16 protein-coding genes, 1 pseudogene and 1 riboswitch are annotated in these 18,331 nt (G+C 70.6%); of the genes and pseudogenes, 7 read left to right on the forward strand and 10 right to left on the reverse strand.

Going from position 1 to position 18,331, the window contains the following annotated elements:
• Positions 1-31: 31 nt before the first annotated feature.
• From OIE53_RS21130 to mqnE, 5 genes are all read right to left on the reverse strand, one after another.
• Positions 32-967, reverse strand: a complete 936-nt coding sequence (locus OIE53_RS21130; protein WP_327023255.1) for an ABC transporter substrate-binding protein — start codon at positions 965-967, stop codon at positions 32-34.
• Positions 968-1,053: 86 nt separating this feature from the next.
• A riboswitch (cobalamin riboswitch) is annotated at positions 1,054-1,188 on the reverse strand.
• A 115-nt stretch (positions 1,189-1,303) separates the two neighbouring features.
• Complete coding sequence (locus tag OIE53_RS21135) at positions 1,304-3,184, reverse strand: M14 family zinc carboxypeptidase (RefSeq protein ID WP_327023256.1); 1,881 nt, start codon at positions 3,182-3,184, stop codon at positions 1,304-1,306.
• 151 nt (positions 3,185-3,335) lie between these two features.
• Entirely contained in the window at positions 3,336-3,656 is a 321-nt protein-coding gene (locus OIE53_RS21140) for a DUF4229 domain-containing protein (RefSeq protein WP_327023257.1), read from the reverse strand.
• A gap of 76 nt (positions 3,657-3,732) precedes the next feature.
• Positions 3,733-4,155, reverse strand: coding sequence for a hypothetical protein (locus OIE53_RS21145; protein ID WP_327023258.1), 423 nt, complete (start codon positions 4,153-4,155; stop codon positions 3,733-3,735).
• Positions 4,156-4,241: 86 nt separating this feature from the next.
• Positions 4,242-5,411 (reverse strand): aminofutalosine synthase MqnE, encoded by a 1,170-nt coding sequence (mqnE, locus tag OIE53_RS21150; protein ID WP_327023259.1) that lies wholly within the window; start codon positions 5,409-5,411, stop codon positions 4,242-4,244.
• Positions 5,412-5,675: 264 nt separating this feature from the next.
• On the opposite strand from mqnE, the gene OIE53_RS21155 reads away from it, so the two are divergent.
• The 4 genes from OIE53_RS21155 (at position 5,676) to OIE53_RS21170 (ending at position 11,506) form a co-directional block, all read left to right on the forward strand.
• Positions 5,676-7,259: a C40 family peptidase gene (locus OIE53_RS21155; protein WP_327023260.1), complete on the forward strand. Its 1,584-nt coding sequence runs from the start codon at positions 5,676-5,678 to the stop codon at positions 7,257-7,259.
• A 901-nt stretch (positions 7,260-8,160) separates the two neighbouring features.
• On the forward strand, positions 8,161-8,799 hold the full coding sequence (locus OIE53_RS21160; RefSeq protein WP_327023261.1) for a hypothetical protein: 639 nt from the start codon (positions 8,161-8,163) through the stop codon (positions 8,797-8,799).
• Between the two features lie 272 nt (positions 8,800-9,071).
• Positions 9,072-10,697: a DEAD/DEAH box helicase gene (locus OIE53_RS21165; RefSeq protein ID WP_327027317.1), complete on the forward strand. Its 1,626-nt coding sequence runs from the start codon at positions 9,072-9,074 to the stop codon at positions 10,695-10,697.
• A 185-nt stretch (positions 10,698-10,882) separates the two neighbouring features.
• Positions 10,883-11,506 (forward strand): putative glycolipid-binding domain-containing protein, encoded by a 624-nt coding sequence (locus tag OIE53_RS21170; protein WP_327023262.1) that lies wholly within the window; start codon positions 10,883-10,885, stop codon positions 11,504-11,506.
• Positions 11,507-11,516: 10 nt separating this feature from the next.
• On the opposite strand, the gene OIE53_RS21175 is transcribed toward OIE53_RS21170, so the two are convergent.
• Both OIE53_RS21175 and OIE53_RS21180 read right to left on the reverse strand, forming a co-directional pair.
• Positions 11,517-12,608 (reverse strand): PLP-dependent cysteine synthase family protein, encoded by a 1,092-nt coding sequence (locus OIE53_RS21175; protein WP_327023263.1) that lies wholly within the window; start codon positions 12,606-12,608, stop codon positions 11,517-11,519.
• Positions 12,609-12,645: 37 nt separating this feature from the next.
• The gene (locus OIE53_RS21180; protein ID WP_327023264.1) at positions 12,646-13,101 is read right to left on the reverse strand and encodes an Lrp/AsnC family transcriptional regulator; all 456 of its coding nucleotides are present in this window, start codon (positions 13,099-13,101) and stop codon (positions 12,646-12,648) included.
• 268 nt (positions 13,102-13,369) lie between these two features.
• Between OIE53_RS21180 and OIE53_RS21185 the strand changes: the two genes are divergently transcribed.
• Positions 13,370-13,636 carry a BldC family transcriptional regulator gene (locus tag OIE53_RS21185; protein WP_327023265.1) on the forward strand — a complete coding sequence of 89 codons (267 nt, stop codon included), beginning with the start codon at positions 13,370-13,372 and terminating at the stop codon, positions 13,634-13,636.
• Between the two features lie 29 nt (positions 13,637-13,665).
• On the opposite strand, the gene OIE53_RS21190 is transcribed toward OIE53_RS21185, so the two are convergent.
• The 3 genes from OIE53_RS21190 to OIE53_RS21200 all read right to left on the reverse strand — a co-directional run bounded on the left by OIE53_RS21190 (position 13,666) and on the right by OIE53_RS21200 (position 16,829).
• Positions 13,666-14,295, reverse strand: a complete 630-nt coding sequence (locus OIE53_RS21190) for a UbiX family flavin prenyltransferase (protein ID WP_327023266.1) — start codon at positions 14,293-14,295, stop codon at positions 13,666-13,668.
• 72 nt (positions 14,296-14,367) lie between these two features.
• Positions 14,368-15,369, reverse strand: a complete 1,002-nt coding sequence (mqnP, locus tag OIE53_RS21195; protein ID WP_327023267.1) for a menaquinone biosynthesis prenyltransferase MqnP — start codon at positions 15,367-15,369, stop codon at positions 14,368-14,370.
• A complete protein-coding gene (locus OIE53_RS21200) occupies positions 15,366-16,829 on the reverse strand; it encodes a menaquinone biosynthesis decarboxylase (protein WP_327023268.1) in 1,464 nt (487 codons plus the stop codon). Before OIE53_RS21200 ends, mqnP begins: the two co-directional genes overlap by 4 nt.
• 177 nt (positions 16,830-17,006) lie before the next feature.
• Between OIE53_RS21200 and OIE53_RS21205 the strand changes: the two genes are divergently transcribed.
• Positions 17,007-17,879 carry an alpha/beta fold hydrolase gene (locus OIE53_RS21205; protein ID WP_327023269.1) on the forward strand — a complete coding sequence of 291 codons (873 nt, stop codon included), beginning with the start codon at positions 17,007-17,009 and terminating at the stop codon, positions 17,877-17,879.
• Positions 17,880-17,994: 115 nt separating this feature from the next.
• Positions 17,995-18,198 (forward strand): annotated as a pseudogene (locus tag OIE53_RS28515) (hypothetical protein); the annotation flags it as partial.
• Positions 18,199-18,331 lie beyond the last annotated feature (133 nt).

Consider the following 18,331-nt stretch of genomic DNA (forward strand, 5'->3'; position numbering starts at 1 on the left):
GGAAGGGCCCCTTGTTAACTTCTGCCGTTCGTCACTCGGCGGCCTTGGTGGTGGCGTCCACGATGGTGCGCAGCAGGTCCACCACCCGAGGGCCCCAGCGGGAGGCGATGTCGTCGTCGAGTTCCACGATCTGGTCGTTGCGTACGGCGTTGATGTCGGCCCAGCCGCTGCGCGCCTTGACCGTCGCGGCGCTCTGCTGGCAGCAGGTGACGTCGGACAGGAAGATGAAGTCCGGATTGGCCGCGACGATCACCTCCTGGGAGAGCTGCGGGTACCCGGCGCTCCTGCCGTCGGCGTCGGAGGGGTCGGCGATGTTCTCCAGACCGGCCAGGGCGTAGATCGTGCCGATGAAGGTCTTGCTGGTGGCGGTGTACAGCTCCGGTCCCAGCTCGTGGAAGTAGGTGGGGGCCTGGATCCGGTCCGGCACCTGGGCGACGAGTTTCTCGATGTCCTCCTTCATCCGTCGCACCACCTCCGCCCCGGTGTCGGCGTTGCCGGTGAGGATGCCGAGCTCGGTGAGCTGCCGGTAGGTGTCGTCGAGGGTCTGCGCCGCCGAGGTCTGGTAGACCGGGATCTTCAGCGTGGCCAACTGGTCGACGATCTTGTTGCGGTCGTCGCTGAGCACCACCAGGTCGGGGTTCTTCGCGGCGATCGCCTCGGCGTTGGGCTGGTAGCCGGACAGGTCCGACTTCGGTGCCTCGGGCGGGTAGTTGGACTGGTCGTCGACGGCGACGACCTGCGGCCCGGCACCGACCGCGAAGAGCATCTCGGTGGCCGTCGGCGCCAGCGAGACGATCTTCTCCGGGCGCTGCTGGAGGGTCAGCGACCCTACGGTGACCGGAAAGGCACCGCTGGTCGGGCTGCCACCGGCGGCCGGGGTCTCGGTGGTCTTCTCGGCGCAGGCACCGAGGGTCAGCGCGGCCAGCGCCAGGGTGGCGGCGAGCAGCCGGGGGGTACGTCTGGACATCGGTCCTCCTGTCGGTCGAGGAGATCGGTGCTTCGCCGACAGGGAGCCGAGGGCACCCGTGGGCGAGGCGCCCTTCCTCGAGAGCGCGGTTCGCGACCCGCGCCACAGGCGACCTGGCTCGTCCCCCACGGAAGGGGGCATCACAGTTGCGGGACAGCGCCGGTTTCACACCGGCTTCGCTGTGGCGGGTCGGTAGAACCGTAGCGCACGCCCCGCCGGCACCCCGCCGCACCGGGGTGACCACGCTGATCGGCCCGGCGCTGGCAGCGCCGGGCCGATCAGCCGCTTCCTGGAGACGGGGCCCCGCGCGAGGGGGTGTGACGGGGCCCCGTCGGATCAGGAGGCGGTGATGGTGACGTTGTCCACAGCCGCCTCGACCAGGCTGGCCGTCGAGGCGTCCGCGGCCTCCACCAGAATCCGGATCGACTGCCCGGCGTACGGGGTGAGGTTGAGGTTGGAGGTGGTCCAGGCGCCGTTGCGGTTGCTGGCCGCCCCGGCCTGGCTGAGCAGGGTCGTGGTGCCGCCGTTGTGCACCACGCTGACCCGGAGGTAGTCGGCCGAGGAGGAGTTCGAGCCGTGGGCCAGGTACCAGGCCAACGACAGGGTCAGGGTGCCGCTGGACGGCAGGGTGATCGCCGGGGAGCGGGCGCTGGTAACCCCGCCGTCCAGGTCGTAGTCACCAGCCCCGGATCCGGCCAGCCGGCCGGTGACCAGGTCGTTGCTGCCGGCGTACGGGGTCAACTGCTTGGCACCGCTGGAGTTGGTGGCCTGGGCGGCACCCCGCTCCCACTGGCCCGAGGTCGCGGTGTCCGTACCGTTGGGGTTGATCGTCCAGCCGGTGTTGGTCTCGAAGGTGTCCGACCAGACCGTCGTACCGCCGCTGCCACCGCCGCAGTACTGGGCCTGCTTGTTGATCGCCCGGTACGGGCAGTCGGCGTACTCGGCGAGGATGAGCACGGCCTCACGGTTGCGCGTGGTCTGCTGCGGGATCACCTCGTCGGGCGGGTAGAAGCCGCCGCCGGAGGCCGAGCGCGGGTAAAGCTCGAAGGTGTACGCCCAGATGCCGTGCACCGCCCACATCCAGTCGATGCTGCTGCCGTCGGTGATGTACAGGTCACTGGACTGCTGGGGGGTGAAGTTGTTGGTCGCGGCCATCTGCCGACCGATGGTGGCGAAGGTGTTGTACTGGTCGGCGTTCATCCCGGTGGCGGTGTCGTTGTAGGTGTAGCCGTACGGCCAGAGCACCAGCTCGGAGTAGGTGTGGAAGTCGATGTTGGCCTTGATCTGCTGGACTCCACCGACCACCCGGCTGTTGACGAAGTTGCGCAGGGCCTGGGTCTCCGGGGCGGAGAAGGCCGAGGGGCCCCGGTAGGTGTCCGAGGAGGTCGAGCCGGAGGAACCGCCGCAGCAGCCCCAGTTGTAGCTCCAGTTGCGGTTGAGGTCCGTGCCGACGTTCGACGATCCGCTGTTGGGTTGGCGGTTCTTGCGCCACGACCGGTAAGAGCCGGTGGCGATGTCGTACTCGCTGCCGTCCGGGTTGACCGAGGGCACGATCCAGATCTCCCGGTTGTTGACCAGGTTGGTGATCCGGGAGTCCGATCCGTAGCTGTCCGTGAAGAGGTTCATCAGGTAGATGGCCATCTCGACGGTCAGGTGCTCACGGGCGTGCTGCTGTGAGTTGAACAGGATCTCCGGCTCGTTCTCGTCCGTGGCGACATTGTCGGAGATCTTGATCGCCACCAGGTCCCGACCCTCGTACGAGGTGCCGATGCTGATCTTGCGGGCGATCGCCGGGTGGTCCGCGACGACCCGGTTGACCACGGCGACCATCTCGGCGTAGTCGTGGTAGTTGGCGTCGGCCGGCGGGAAGGCCGTGACGCCGATGTCCCCGTGGTCATGACCCCGGTCGGTCGGCGCCGCGGCGATCGGCTCCAACTGGAAGCCGAGCCGGGTGATGGCGGCGGCCTCCGTACGGGTGGCCGAGATGTGCAGCACCCCGTGTTCGGAGTAGTCGATCGAGGCACCGGTACGGGCGACCGCGGTGCGGTCGGCCACCGTCCTCGGACCCAGCACCCGGTAGGGGGCGGCAGCCGGCTGCTCGTCCCGATCCGGTGCGGGGCGGGCGGAGACCGGTGGTGCGGAGAGGGCTAGTAGCCCGAGACCAGCAGCCATGATCAGCGCCAGTGCCCGGCGGACAGGGATGGATCGGAAGGCCATGGACAACCTCCTGGAGGCGCGGGGTTTCCCGCTCGGTAGCGGCCAGCCCACCACCGGTCACATGGTCATATCAATATCGCTCGCTGTTTACTCCATCCCAACCTGATCCCTACGTCGGCGGCATGGACCGCGAGGGGGTCGGGTGCCCAGCTCAGGCCGAGGGGCCGGGCCGGGAATCGGAGCCGCCCGGCTGCTCGGCGGAGGGGGCATCGCCGTCGGTGTCGGCCTTGTCGTCACCGGCCAGGGCGGAGCGCAACTGCTCCTTCTCGGTACGGCGCCGCTCGGCGGCGACGGCCATCTCCTCGGCCATCTCGTCCCGCCAGCCCTTGAGCAGGAAGAAGGACAGGGCGGCGGAGAACAGCAACGCCACGATCAGCTTCAGGAAGATGTCGATGTTGACCGGCCAGAGGGCCGCCACCACGGCCGCGAACAGCCCGACCCGGCCGAGGGTGTACTTGACCGCCGCACTCACGTTGATCCACTCCGCTCGTTCACGTCGCCATGTGTGTTCTGCGACCGGGCGCTGCGCCCGATCCGCGTACCCGAGGTCAGCTCGTCCGGTTGGCCAGCCAGCGCACGCCCGGGAACCAGACCAGCGCGTACACCACCGTGAAGGTCGCGGCGGCCAACCCGCCGGAGGCCAGCGGCGGCAGACCGGTAGCGATCCCGGCCACCAGCAGCCCGGACACCACCGCCACCGCGACGGCCACCAGCGCGGCCACCACCCGGGGGGCGCCGAACTCCCAGGCCCGGAAGTCCTCCCAGAACAGCCAGGCGGGCAGGATCACCGCGAGCCAGCCGTTGGCCTGACCGAAGTCACCGGCACCGAACCAGGCGAAGGCCGCGTCGAAGAGCACCAGCACCAGCATCCCGATGACCGCACCGGCCAGCGCCACGCCCAGCAGGTCGCCCAGGGTCTGAATGCGTCCCTCGGCGTCGCGCCGTGGAAAGCCGCTCTGTTGCTCGCTCATCTCCCTGACGAGGGTACGCGAGGCCACTCGGCCCTCTTCGCGCTGGCCAGCACCACGGCGGCCAGCGCGTCCGAGGGATCGAGTCCTTAGGCCCAGACCTGCTGCGGCTCGGCGCGACGCTGCGCCAGGCTCGGCGCGGGGTCGTACTCGCGGACCACCTCGTAGCGGGTGTTGCGCTCCATCGGGCGGAAGCCGGCGTCCCAGATCAGGTGCAGCAGGTCGTCGCGGTGCATGGTGTTCGGCGTGCCGTAGGAGTCCGCGTCGTGGGTGATCTTGTATTCCACGACGGAGCCGTCCAGGTCGTCCACCCCGAAGTTGAGCGACAGCTGGGCCACCGAGAGCCCGTGCATCACCCAGAAGCACTTGACGTGCGGGACGTTGTCGAACAGCAGCCGGGAGACCGCGAAGGTCTTCAACGATTCGGCCGGTGAGGCCATCGTGGTGCGGGCCTGGATCCGGTTACGGATCTTGCCGTCCGCCGAGTCCACGAAATCGTGCTGGTAGCGCAGCGGGATGAAGACCTGGAAGCCCCCGGTCTCGTCCTGCAACTCGCGCAGCCGCAGCACGTGGTCTACCCGGTGCCGAGGCTCCTCGATGTGGCCGTAGAGCATCGTCGAGGGGGTCTTCATGCCCTTGCTGTGGGCCAGCCGGTGGATCCGCGACCAGTCCTCCCAGTGGCAGGCGTGGTCGACGATGTGCTGCCGGATCTCCCAGTCGAAGATCTCCGCGCCACCGCCGGTCAGCGACTCCAGGCCGGCGTCCATCAGCTCGTCCAGGATCTCGTCGGCGCTCAGGCCGCTGATCTTCTCGAACCACTGCACCTCGGTGGCGGTGAAGGCCTTGAGGTTGACCTTCGGCAGCGCCGCCTTCAGCTCACGCAGCACCTTGGGGTAGTAGCGCCAGGGCAGGGTCGGGTGCAGGCCGTTGACGATGTGCAGCTCGGTGAGCTGCTCGTCCTCCATCTCCTTGGCCTTGCGGACCGCCTCGTCGATACGCATCGTGTACGCGTCCTTCTCGCCCGGCTTGCGCTGGAACGAGCAGTACGCACAGCTGGCGCTGCACACGTTGGTCAGGTTGAGGTGCCGGTTGACGTTGAACATGACCCGGTCACCGTTGAGCTCGGTGCGCTTGTGGTGGGCCAGCCGGCCCAGCCAGGTCAGGTCGTCGCTGGCGTAGAGGGCGATGCCGTCCTCCCGGGTCAGCCGCTCCCCCGCGTACACCTTCGCTTCGAGCTCACGCTTGAGTCCGGCGTCCATCGAAAGCCCGTCCCCTCCTACTGCGGTCGCGACCGTGCCTGGCCACAATCTCAGAGCCTACGTCGGAGACCGGGGCAGCTCACAGCGCCCTCCGTCGGACCATCCCCGGCAAACCGGACTCTCAGCCTTCTGTGACCCGTTCGGACATCGACACTGTGGTGCCGGTGAGGTAAGACAGGGTGGGGGACGACACACCCTGGTACCGTCCCCGACCCACCGCGTTCCCATCACGACGCGGAGCAGCACCACCGGACGAGGAGCACAATGGTCGGCAGCGAGCACGGGCGACGGCGGCAGCGGCAACATCCGGTGGTCTCGCCGGTGCTACGACCGATGCTCTGGTCCGCGCTGCTCAGCGCCGTCGCCACCGCGGTCCTCTCGGCACCGGCGTACGCCGAGCCAGGGGTGCCGGTGACCGTGCCCGACACCGGTTCCCGCCCGGTGCTCACCGGCCCGCTGAATCTGCCCGGCGGAGCCCCGGCGACCACCGCCCCCGGTGTGATTCCCACGACCATCTCGCCCGGCGGCAGCGCCCTCGAGCAACAGATCAACGCCGCCGAGGCCCGGATCGGCGAGCTGGGCACCCAACTACTCGATCTGCAACAGCAGCTCACCGAGGCCGAGACCCAACAGGCCAGCGCCGCGCGTGATCTGGAGTTCGCCACGGCCGCGCTGCAACAGGCACAGCAGCGCGCCGACCAGGCCGCCGCCCAGGCGATCAAGCTGCACGCGGCCCTGCCACCCGCCGGCTTCGTCACCGATCTGCTCGATCTGGACCTGCTCCGGCGGGCCAACCTCGGCGAGCGGGCCGAGCACGACACCGCCCCGGCGGCCGGTGAGCTGAGCCGCGCCCAGTCCGACGAACAGGTGGCCACCCAGGCGCACACCGCGGCCGAGTCCCGGTTGCGCGGGGTCCGGGACCAGCACACCGCCACCCAGAAGGCGCTGCGCGACGAAGAGGCCAAGCTGGTCAAGCTGCGCGAGCAGAACGCCACCCAGTTGGTCGAGCTGGCCCGCCAGCAGGAACGCGCCGAGCAGCAACTGGGTGCCGACTACCCCACCCAGTCGGCGGACGGGCTGGTCGCGCACCCCACCGCCCTGGCGGCCCTGGCGTACGCGCGGCGGCAACTGGGCGACCCCTACGTCTGGGGGGCCACCGGTCCGAACTCCTTCGACTGCTCCGGGCTGGTCTGGTCGGCGTACCGGTCGGCGGGCTACTACAAGCTGCCCCGGGTCGCCCGGGACCAGTACTACGCGACCAGGTCCCGGACGGTCTCCCGGTCCGCCCTGCTCCCCGGCGACCTGGTCTTCTTCGCCAGCGGCAGCAGTTGGCGGACCATCCACCACATGGGGATGTACGTCGGCAACGGCAAGATGATCCACGCCCCGACCAGCGGTGACGTGGTGAAGATCTCCACGGTGCGCTGGTCCCGCCTGTACGCGGCGACCCGGGTGGTCGGCGCGGTGCCCGCCCCGGCGGTCACCCCCACCCCGCCGGCCCCGAAGCCGACGCCGACCCCTTCGAAGCCGACGCCGACCACCCCGGCGCCGAAGCCCACCACCCCGAAGCCCGACCCGACCACCCCGAAGCCGGACCCGACCACTCCGAAGCCGACGCCGACGACCCCCTCGCCGACCCCGGCGCCCACCCCCTCGGAGACCCCGCCTCCGTCGGTCACCCCACCGGGCACCACGACGCCGAGCCCGACCCGGACTACGACGCCTCCGCCCGAGAACGACGAGGGCGACAACAGCCCGACCACGGCGGCGAGCAGCCTCGCTCCCCAGGAGAGCGTCTCGGCCACCCCCTCGGCGGCCACCACCCCCTCAGCGGCCGGTGGCCGCTGAGGAGGGCGAGCCGCGCCTGACTGAACAGACCACCCGGCCGGCACCGTACGGCCGCACTCGGAACAGTGTGGGCACTCCGGCTGTGCCGTACCGCCGGAATGTGGCACGGTGTCACTCAGGGCACGCCCGGTCGCGTTGAGGATCCGGGTGCAAGCGTGGCGCGGAGGCGAGGATGACCGAGCACAAGGTTCCGGCGACGGCCGACCCTGGATCGACTCCCGCCCCCAGCACCGAGCCCGCCCCGGGCACGCCGAAGGCCGCGACCGGTTCAGCCACCCAGACCAGCCAGCCGGCCGTGGGGCGAGCGGGCGTTCCCCGCCCGACCGCACCGTACGGGTCCAGCGCGCTGCACGGGCCCACTGGGCCGCAGGGGCTGGCAGGGCCGCAGCGGCCCACCGGGTCGCATGAGCCGACCGGGTCCGCCGGGTCGGACGGCAGGGAAACCGCGCCGACAGCCGCACCGGCCGCGACCGGATCAGGGGGGTCGGTGCGCGCCAGTGTCCGGGTGCCGGGGATGAGCCGGGTGAGCGTGGACGAGGCGCAGGCCGCCGGGGCCGGTAGCAGGGCCGCCGGGGTGTACCGGTCGACTCCGGTCAGCCCCGAGCCGCCGGAGCCCGCGCAGCCGCCGGAGCCGGCCCAACCGCCGACGCCTCCGACGCCGGAACCGGAACCCGCGCCGCAGCCGCCGGCACCACCCGCGCCTGTACCGGCGCCACCGCCACCGGCGCCTGCACCGCCGTCACCTGCACCTGCACCGCCGGTTCCGGGCCCGCCGGTGCCCTATCCGCCGGGGCCGGTGCCCGCGCCGCCGCCCGCCCCCAGGCCTGCCCCGCCGTTGCCGGGTCCGCCGACCCCGATGCCGGGCCCGCCGATACCGGCACCACCGCCTCCGCCGGGCCCGATGCCCGCCCCGCCCTTCCCGCCCCCACCCGCCACCAGCATGGCCCCGGCCTCCAGGCCCGCTGCGCCGCCCGCCGGGTGGGTGGTCGGCACGGCGCCGGGAACGACGAACCGGGCTGGCGGCACCACCGGGACTGAACCTGCCGGGGCCCCGCCGGTCGTACCGGCCCCGGCGCTGCCGACCTGGCCACCACCGGTCAGTGCCACCGGGCGCCGGGACGAGGCTGCCCCCGGCTCGTCCGGTGCGGCGCCCCGCCAGTCGACCCGCCCGGGTCTGCTGGCAGCCGCCGGATCGGCAACCGCAGCGGGTACCGCCCCACCGGCTCCCGCACCGGAAGCCGCGTCCCCGGGAGCCGGCGTCACGCCGGCCGCGCCGCGTACCGGTGACGGTGATCTGAGCGCCTACTACACCGGTGGTACGAGTTCCGCCACGATCGCCTTCCCGGCCGCAGAGGCGGAGAACTCCGGATCGCTGACCGGGCACATCCTGGCTCAGGGCTGGGCGGACACCGCCACGGAACGCTCCAGCAGCACCACCCGGGTGCTGATCGTGATGGCGGTAGCCCTGGTCCTGCTGGTGGCGATCAGTGTGCTGGTCGTACTGGTGGCTAACAATGCCCTCAGCAGCCTGCTGGAGTGACGGCTGTCGGTGGATCGGCGGGTGAATCCGCCCACTACCCCACGCCTACCCGGGTGGCGGAACGTCCGCCGCCGTACACTTGTAGGTGATCACTGACCCGGCGCGCTACCGTGCGCGCCCCTGGGCGTTCTCGTGAAGATCCGGCGGCGTCGTGCCGCAGCGGGACATCGCAAACGTGCGCCCCGCTCGAAAGGCATTTCTTGACCACCTCTGCTGTCTCCGGCACGCCCCTGTCCGCCCCCGACGCCGACCCGGCCGCCCAGCCGACCGACATCGGCACCGCCTCGCCCGCCGCCTCCGCCGAGGCGGTCAGCTTCGAGGCCCTGGGCCTACCCGAGCCGCTGGTTCGGACGCTCTCCCGCCAGGGCATCACCCAACCGTTCGAGATCCAGCGCGCCACCGTGCCCGACGCCCTCGCCGGGCGGGACGTGCTCGGCCGGGGTCAGACCGGCTCCGGCAAGACCCTGGCCTTCGGGCTGCCGCTGCTGGCCCGGATCGGCGATGGGCACCGGGCCCGGCCGTTGCGCCCCCGGGCCCTCGTCCTGGTGCCCACCCGGGAGCTGGCCATGCAGGTCAGCGACGCCCTGCTGCCGCTGGGCCGCGCGGTCGGGGTGTTCGTCAAGACCGCCGTCGGCGGGGTGCCCTACGACCGCCAGATCGACGCCCTGCGGCGCGGCGTGGAGGTCATGGTGGCCACCCCCGGTCGGCTCGGCGACCTGATCGAGCGTGGCGTCTGCCAGCTCGACGACGTCGAGATCACCGTGCTCGACGAGGCGGACCAGATGGCCGACATGGGCTTCCTGCCCGATGTCACCGAACTGCTGTCGAAGACTCCGGCGCACGCCCAGCGGCTGCTCTTCTCGGCCACTCTGGACAATGATGTGGACTCGCTGGTGCGGCGCTTCATGACCGACCCGGTCACCCACTCGACCGCCCCGGCCACCGCTGCGGTGTCCACCATGGATCACCACATGCTGCTGATCCCGCCGAGCGACAAGTTCCCGGTGACCGCCTCGATCGCGGCGCGGGCCGGTCGGACCATCGTCTTCGCCCGCACCCAGCTAGGTGTGGACCGACTCGTCAGCCAACTCGCGGCGGTCGGTGTCCGGGCCGGCGGGCTGCACGGCGGCAAGACCCAGCGGATGCGTACCCGCACCCTGGCCGAGTTCCGCGAGGGACGGACCACCGTGCTGGTCGCCACGGACGTGGCGGCCCGGGGCATCCACGTCGACGGGGTCTCCCTGGTGCTGCATGTCGACCCGCCGAAGGATCCCAAGGACTACCTGCACCGGGCCGGCCGCACCGCCCGCGCCGGGGAGACCGGTGCGGTGGCCACTCTGGTGCTGCCCAAGCAGCGACGCACCACCCTGGCGATGATGGAGAAGGCCGGGGTGCAGCCGGCGGAGACCCGGGTACGGGCCGGGGACCCGGCGCTGACCGAGCTGACCGGGGCGCGGGAGCCGAGTGGGGTGCCCGTACGCGAGGAGCCGGAGGGCCCGCGTCGCAGCAGCCGCCCGGGTGGCCCGCGCCGCTTCGGCGACGGACCCACCGCGGAGCGCCGTTACCGTGACCGGCCCACCGAGCGCCGCTACAGCGACGACACCCGCAGCACGGCCCGCTACGGCACCGACAGCCGGAGCGAGCGCGGCTACGGGAGCGACAGCCGGGGCGAGCGCCGTTACGGCACCGACAGCCGGGGCGAGGGTGGCTACCGGACCGACAGCCGGGGCGAGGGCGGTTACCGCGACCCGATCCGCAGTGAGCGGGGTTACGGCGGTCAGGGTCGTGGCGAGCGCCGGTACGGCGACCGACCCCGCTCGGACGCTCGGGGCCCGCAGGACCGGCCGCGCGAGGAGTGGCGTGGGTCGGGTGGGCGCCCCCGGGTGCGTACCCACTGACCTGAGTCCCTGTCTGAGATAGAAGATCGCGCTCGATCAGGGATCGAGTGGTCTGAAGGTTCGCCTTGGCCACTCGATCCCACATCGAGCGCGATCATGCTTTCGGGGTGACGGGCCCCTCGTACGACCGGGCCTTCGGGGCAAGGCGCTGCCGGGCGAGGGCCGGGTGGCGTAACGTCCGGTTCATGCCGACCATGCCGAAGTCGTTGCTGTGGACCCGGATCGACACCGCCGGGGCCGAACACGCCCTGGCCGACGACAGCCACGGACTGGCGGCGCACGGCACACAGGTGGCTGCGGATCCGATCCCGTACACCTGTCGTTATCAACTGCTGACCGACCCCCAGTGGGTGAGTCTTCGGCTGGAGGTCGAGGTCGAGGGAGCGGGCTGGCGGCGGAGCGTACGCCTGGAACGGGCCAGCGACCGATGGCGGGTGACGGCCGCCGAGCAGGGTGATCTGGACGCTGCCCTGACCGCCACCGGCCACGCCCCGGCCGGGCTGCCGGGGGTGGAGGATCCGGACCGGCTGGCCGACGCCCTGGATGTCGATCTGGGCGGCTCGCCGCTGTTCAACACCCTGCCGGTGCGCCGGCTCCGGCTGGCCGATCAGCCCGCCGGCACCAACTTCCCGATCAGGGTGGCCTGGGTGCTGGTGCCCAGCCTGACGGTGCTGCCCGCCGAGCAGGTCTACACCGCGCTGGGCGGCGACCGGTTCCGGTACGCCAGTGGCAGCTTCAGCGCCGAGATCGACATGGACCCCGACGGCTTCGTCCTGCACTACCCGGGTCTGGCCCGCCGGGGCAGGTGACTCGGCGTCCTCAGGCCGGCCAACTGCCGTCGGTCAGGAAGCGTTCGATCGTGGCCAGGTGCGGGGCCAGGTCCAGGCCCTGCGCCGCCACCCACTCGTCGGCGTAGTAGGTGTCGGCGTACCGGTCACCGGCGTCGCAGATCAGGGTGACCACCGAGCCGGTCCGGCCGGCGGCCAGCATCTCGGCGATGAGTCCGAAGGCCCCCCACAGGTTGGTGCCGGTAGAGCCTCCCACCCGCCGGCCCAGCACCGCCGAGCCGGAACGCATGGCGGCCAGCGAGGCGGCGTCGGGCACCTGCACCATCCGGTCCACCACCGAGGGCAGGAAGGAGGCCTCGACGGTGGGTCGGCCGATGCCCTCGATCCGGGAGCCTCGCCCGGTGCACACCGACCAGTTCGCCGCCTGCCAGGCGGGATAGAAGGCGGAGTTCTCCGGGTCGACCACGCAGAGCTTGGTGGGCAGTCGCCGGTAGCGGACGTAGCGGCCGATGGTCGCGCTGGTGCCGCCGGTGCCGGCACCGACCACCACCCAGGCGGGTACGGGGTGACGCTCCAGGGCCAGCTGCGCGTAGATCGACTCGGCGATGTTGTTGTTGCCCCGCCAGTCGGTGGCCCGCTCGGCGTAGGTGAACTGGTCCATGTAGTGCCCGCCGGAGTCCTCGGCCAGCCAGCGGGCCTCGATGACCACCTTCGCCGGGTCCTCGACCAGGTGACACCGACCGCCCTGGAACTCGATCTGGGCGATCTTCTCCGGCGAGGTGGAGGCCGGCATCACCGCGATGAAGGGCAGGCCCAGCATCCGGGCGAAGTACGCCTCGGAGACGGCCGTGGAGCCGGAGGATGCCTCCACGATGGTGGTGTCCGGGCCGATCCAGCCGTTGCAGAGCCCGTAGAGGAACAGCGAACGGGCCAGGCGATGCTTCAGCGACCCGGTCGGGTGGACCGACTCGTCCTTGAGGTAGAGATCGATGCCCCACTGTCGGGGCAGCGGAAACGGCAGCAGGTGGGTGTCGGCGGACCGGTTCGCGTCGGCTTCGACAGCGGCGATCGCCTCGGTCACCCACCGTCGGCTCGCCTCGTCACACCGGTCGAGTTGAGTCACCTTCGGAACCTAGCAAGCGCGCCTGAGCGCTGGGCCTTCAGGAGGAGGGCCCGACCGGCTGTGGACGGTTCTCCCACTTGGTCGACAGCGCGATGCTGGTCCGGGTCGAGGCCACCCCGGGGGTACGGTTCAGCCGCACGATCAACTGCTCCAGCTCGGCGATGGTGCTCACCCGAGCCTTGAGCAGGAAGGACTCGACCCCGGCCATGAAGTAGCAGGACTCGATCTCGGGGATGGCCCGGAAGGCCTCCAGCACGTCGTCGGTGTCCGCGTTGGAGTCCTCGACGATGCTGATCAGAGCGGTCACGGCCAGCCCGATGGTCTCCGGCTCGACTTCGGCACGGTAGGCGCGGATCACCCCACCGGCCTCCAGCTTGCCGACGCGTTCGTGCACTGCGGGCGCGGAGAGCCCGACCTGGCGGGCGAGTTCGGCGTACGAGAGGCGGGCGTTGCCGCGCAGCAGATCCACGAGGGCGAGGTCGATGGCGTCCACGGACTGTAGACCCTAGTCGTCGCCGGGTGGCACCAGGACGTCGGCATCCGGGGTGAATTACCTAGCGCTACAGTTCGCATACCAAAGGTCCTGAGGGCGGGGCGCCGGTACCATTACTAACTTCCCACTCAGTGCATTTTTCGCGTTTGACGGACACGCCAGGTCGGCGGTGCTGTAATTGCCATACGTCCCTCATGACGGCTCTGGGCTCGCACCGGCCGGGGGCAGTGTGTTCAGCCGGGGGCTTCGTCGACGCGAGGAGGGGGCTGTGGACACTGGAGATCGCCTGCTGACACCGGGTGAGGTCGCCGCGTTGTTTCGGGTTGACCCGAAGACCGTGACGCGCTGGGCGGCGGCGGGCCGGATCGGCAGTATCCGGACTCCAGGAGGGCATCGCCGGTTTCGGGAATCCGAGGTGCGGGCCCTGCTTGAAGGGGAGGGCATGCTGGAAGAGGCGGATGACATGGGCAGACCGCGCAGTACGGGCCCAGCCGCCCCGACCGGACCGGGCCCGGCCAACGCCGGCATGTACTGAAGTGGTGCGGATCGAACGCGGACCGGCTCTCAGGTCCGGTCCGCGTTCACCTTTCCGGCCCATCTGCGGAACAGGGTGTGCGGCACCCCCAGGGCGTCGAGCACCTTGCCGGCCACGAAATCCACCAGTTGGGCGGCGGAGGCGGCAGCTCCGGCACCGTAGAAACCGGGGCTGGCGGGCAGCACCACCGCCCCGGCGTCGTGCAGGGCGATCAGGTGTTCCAGGTGGCTGCGGGTCACCGGGGTCTCCCGGGGCACCACGACCACCGGCCGGCGTTCCTTGAGGTTCACCTCGGCGGAGCGCTGCAACAGGTCCTTGGACAACCCGATCGCGATACCGGCACAGGCCGCCGTGCTCGCGGGCACCACGGCCATTCCGCGTACCGGATAGGACCCGCTGCTGGGACCGGCCGCCAGGTCGCCGGCCGGCCAGTGCCGCACATCCGCGTCGTCGAGATCACGACCTAGCCAGGCGGCCAGGTCCGCGGCCCAGTGGGCGTCGCGGAACGGACGCCCGGTCTCGTCCAGAACGGTCAACCGGGCCGCCCGGGAGACGATCAGGTCCACCGACTGCCCGGCGTCCAGCAGTCCGCGAAGGACCGCAGCCGCGTACGGCGTACCTGACGCCCCGGACACCCCGATCACCCATGGTTCGCGCATGTTCCCAAGCCTGCCTGGTCGCCACCGCCGTCGGGTCGGCACCCCGCCGAACGGGGAGGGAACCGGCCGGGGTCAGGGCCGCAGGCCCAGGCGGATCACCAGGTCGAGCAGGGCGAAGAGGAACAGGGCGATGCCGACGAAGCCGTTGGCGGTGAAGAATGCCCGGTTGACCCGGCTCAGGTCGGTCGGCTTGACCACCAGATGCTGGTAGCCGAAGGCGACCGCGGTCAGCGCCAGCCCGATCCACCAGAGCCAGCCGAAGCCGACAAGCACCCCGAACCAGCCGAACAGCACGAATGTCACCACGTGCGACACCGTGGAGGCGTGCAGGGCGAACCGCAGCCCGTACCGGGCCGGGACGCTGTGCACCCCGATCTCCCGGTCCACCTCGGCGTCCTGGCAGGCGTAGATCAGGTCGAAGCCGCCGATCCACAAACCGACGGCGGCGCCGAGCAGCCAGGCCGGGCCGGAGCCGGCGAAGGTGCCGGTGACCGCCAGCCAGGCGCCGACCGGGCCGACCATCTGGGCCAGGCCCAGGATGGCGTGCGGCCAGTTGGTGAACCGCTTGCCGTACGGGTAGACGATCAGCGGCACCACCGCCAGCGGGGCCAGCACCAGGCAGAGGGGGTTGAGCAGGGCGGCTGCGGCCAGGAAGACCGCCAGGGCGACGCCCGCCCCGGTCCAGGCCGTCCGCAGGCTGACCGCCCCGGTCACCAGCTCCCGATTGGCGGTACGCGGATTCCGGGCGTCGATCCGCCGATCCAGGATCCGGTTGGCCGCCATGGCGAAGGTCCGCGCCCCCACCATGGCCACAGTGATCAACCCAAGGTCGAGCCACCGCACCCGCCCCCCGTTAACCGACATAGCGGTCAACGCCGACAGGTAAGCGAACGGCAAGGCGAACACCGAGTGCTCGATCGCCACAAGCCGCAGAAACGCCTTCACCCGCCCCCGCGATCTTGCACTTTCCGTCGGGACAGACCCGGCCGAAGCGGACGAATCAGCGACCGAAAATGCAAGATCGCGGCGGGGAGAGGGGTCGCGGGGGGTGGGTGGGGTGGAGGGGGGCGTCATTGGATGCCGTATTCCTTCCAGCGCTTGTCTACCAGGGAGACGACCTCGGGGGTCATGGTCATCTCCTCGGGCCAGCCCCGGGTGTAGCCCTCGCTGGGCAGCTTGCGGGTGGCGTCGATGCCGGCCTTGCCACCCCAGAACTGCTGGTACGAGGCGTGGTCCAGGTGGTCCACCGGGCCCTCGGTCAGCAGCAGGTCCCGGGAGTAGTCGACATTGCCGAAGGCGCGGAAGGCCACCTCGTTGTAGTCGTGCACGTCGCAGTCCTCGTCCACGATCACGATCAGCTTGGTCAGCGACATCATGTGTGCGCCCCAGATCGCGTTCATCACCTTCTGCGCGTGCTTGGGGTAGCGCTTGCGGATCGACACGATCGCGCAGTTGTGGAAGACCCCGGCGGCCGGCAGGTCGTAGTCGACGATGTCCGGGATGAGGAACCGCAGCAGCGGGGCGAAGATCCGCTCGGTGGCCTTGCCCAGGCCGTGGTCCTCCTGCGGAGGCTGCGAGGTGACGATCGAGTGGTAGACCGGGTCGCGCTGCATGGTCATCGCCTCGACGTGCAGCACCGGGAAGGGCTCCACCGGGGTGTAGAAGCCGGTGTGGTCCCCGAAGGGTCCCTCCGGCAGGCGCTCACCGGGCTCCAGGTAGCCCTCCAGCACCACCTGGGCGTGCGCCGGCACCTGCAACGGCACCGTCAGGCAGTCGACCATCTCCACCCGCTCGCCGCGTAGGAACCCGGCGAACAGGTACTCGTCGATGTCGGCCGGCAGGGGCGCGCTGGACGAGTAGCTGACCACCGGATCGCAGCCGATCGCGATGGCCACCGGCAGCCGCTGGCCGAGCCGCTCGGCGACGGCGTGGTGGGCGGTGGAGTTCTTGTGGATCTGCCAGTGCATGCCGAGGGTGTTGTGGCTGTGCTGCTGGAGCCGGTACAGCCCGAGGTTGCGCTTGCCGGTCTCCGGGTGCTTGGTGTGGGTCAGCCCGAAGTTGTGGAAGATCCCGCCGTCACCCGGCCACACCTGAAGGCCGGGCAGCCGGTTCAGGTCCACGTCCTTGCCCCGGTAGACCACCTGCTGGCAGGGGGCGGTCTTGACCTTCTTCGGGGGCATCGACTTTAGCTGCATGACCTTGCCCAGGCCGCCCATCATGCCGGAGAAGCCCATCGGCAGTTCCGGCTTGAGCATCTCCCCGATCCGGTTGCCGATCTCGTCCAGGGACTCCACCCCGAGGGCCATCGCGGTCCGCTTCTCGGTGCCGAACAGGTTGATCGCCACCGGCATCTCGCCTCGGGTCGGCCGCTCGAACAGCAGCGCCGGCCCATTGGCCCGGACCGTACGGGTCACCACCTCACTGATCTCCAGTGTCGGGTCGACCGGGACCCCGACCCGGCGCAGTTCACCGGCGCGCTCCAGCGCCACCAGGAAATCCTTGAGATCGGTGTACGGAAACCCACGAGCAGCCATGACAGCAAGTCTCCCCCACTGCTATGCCGTGAAAGGAAGGGCCCCTTGTTAACGCCTCCGGTAGAGCAGGGGTCCCCTATTAACACGCGGCGGCATGAGAGTAGGCCAGCCGGGTAGTCGTCGACGCCGGAAAGCCGACCACCGGGCGAATCGCCCGGACGAGGCAGAGAGGTGACGATGGGTGAGCGACGGATTCCAACGAGCTTCGCCGAGCAGCGGACGCAGGTCGGTGACGTCACCATCAACTACGTCCGGGGCGGCATCGGGCCCACGCTGGTGTTACTGCACGGCTATCCGCAGTCCTGGTACATGTGGCGGCACGTACTGCCGGAGTTAGGGCGGTCGTTCGAGGTGATCGCGCCGGACCTGCGGGGCTTCGGCGGCAGCGACGCCCCGCCCGACGGCTACGACAAGAAGACCCTCGCCGCCGACCTGCACGGGCTGCTCACCACCCTGGGCTTGGACCGCGACCTCCGGTTGGTCGGCCATGACATCGGCACCATGGTCGCGTACGCGTACACCGCAGCCCACCGGGACCGGGTGAGTCGGTTGGTGCTCAGCGAGGCACCGATCCCCGACGAGAGCATCTACACCTTCCCGGCACTGACGGCCGCCGGTCCGGCGGTGTGGAACTTCGGCTTCTTCAACCTGACCAACGGGTTGCCCGAGAATCTCGTCGCCGGCCGCGAGGCGCTCTGGGTCGACCAGTTCACCGACTCGTTGATGATCCGCAAGGACAGCCTGGACGCGGCGGACATCGAGGAGTACGCCCGGCCCCTGCGCGACGAGGCCCGCCTGCGGGCGAGCTTCGAATGTTTCCGTGCGTTCGGGCAGGACATCGCCGACAACGCCGAGTACCGCAAGTCGAAGCTGGCCATGCCGGTGCTCGCCATCGGCGCGCAGGCGAGCCTCGGCGGCCAGGTGGCCGATCAGGTCCGCCAGTACGCCGACTCGGTGACCGGCGAGGTGATCGAGGACAGTGGCCATTGGCTCTTCGAGGAGCAGCCGGCCGAACTCACCGCCCTGCTGCTGCCCTTCCTCCGGGCCTGACGGGTCGTCGGGCCGGTCAGTGGCGACGGTCGGGCCGCCCGGGTGGGTGCTCGTTCGGCGGGCCGCCGCGCTGATCGTCCTGTCGCAGGCCCGGGGTGTACGGCTGCGGCAGGCCGTGCGGGTTCTGGCCGGTATCGCCGTCGGCGTGATCCTCGGTGAGGTCGTCGTCTGGGTGTTCGGCGCCCGCTCCACCGCCGCCATCTTCGTGGTCATCCTGGCCTCGGCCGGGCTGACGATCGCCGCCGGCGCCCCCGGCGTGGTCCGCAACCAGTTGACCACCTCCGCGCTCTTCCTGGTCGCCGTGGTGCCGCCGGGCGGGGAACTGGAGCCGACCCGCCTCTACGACGCGTTGATCGGCGGCTCGATCGCGTTGCTGATCACCCAGGTCGTCGGCGCGCAGTCGCCGCTCGGGCCTCTGGAAACCGAAGGTCGGCGGACGTTCGCGGAGCTGT

Source organism: Micromonospora sp. NBC_01739, from assembly GCF_035920385.1.
Taxonomy (GTDB): domain Bacteria; phylum Actinomycetota; class Actinomycetes; order Mycobacteriales; family Micromonosporaceae; genus Micromonospora.

Excerpts from the sequence above, each read along its gene's own strand:
- OIE53_RS21130 (WP_327023255.1), bottom strand. The coding sequence starts at position 967 with ATGTCCAGACGTACCCCCCGGCTGCTCGCCGCCACCCTGGCGCTGGCC.
- OIE53_RS21135 (WP_327023256.1), bottom strand. The coding sequence starts at position 3,184 with ATGGCCTTCCGATCCATCCCTGTCCGCCGGGCACTGGCGCTGATCATG.
- OIE53_RS21145 (WP_327023258.1), bottom strand. The coding sequence starts at position 4,155 with ATGAGCGAGCAACAGAGCGGCTTTCCACGGCGCGACGCCGAGGGACGC.
- mqnE (WP_327023259.1), bottom strand. The coding sequence starts at position 5,411 with ATGGACGCCGGACTCAAGCGTGAGCTCGAAGCGAAGGTGTACGCGGGG.
- OIE53_RS21155 (WP_327023260.1), top strand. The coding sequence starts at position 5,676 with ATGGTCGGCAGCGAGCACGGGCGACGGCGGCAGCGGCAACATCCGGTG.
- OIE53_RS21160 (WP_327023261.1), top strand. The coding sequence starts at position 8,161 with ATGCCCGCCCCGCCCTTCCCGCCCCCACCCGCCACCAGCATGGCCCCG.
- OIE53_RS21170 (WP_327023262.1), top strand. The coding sequence starts at position 10,883 with ATGCCGACCATGCCGAAGTCGTTGCTGTGGACCCGGATCGACACCGCC.
- OIE53_RS21190 (WP_327023266.1), bottom strand. The coding sequence starts at position 14,295 with ATGCGCGAACCATGGGTGATCGGGGTGTCCGGGGCGTCAGGTACGCCG.
- mqnP (WP_327023267.1), bottom strand. The coding sequence starts at position 15,369 with ATGACGCCCCCCTCCACCCCACCCACCCCCCGCGACCCCTCTCCCCGC.
- OIE53_RS21200 (WP_327023268.1), bottom strand. The coding sequence starts at position 16,829 with ATGGCTGCTCGTGGGTTTCCGTACACCGATCTCAAGGATTTCCTGGTG.
- OIE53_RS21205 (WP_327023269.1), top strand. The coding sequence starts at position 17,007 with ATGGGTGAGCGACGGATTCCAACGAGCTTCGCCGAGCAGCGGACGCAG.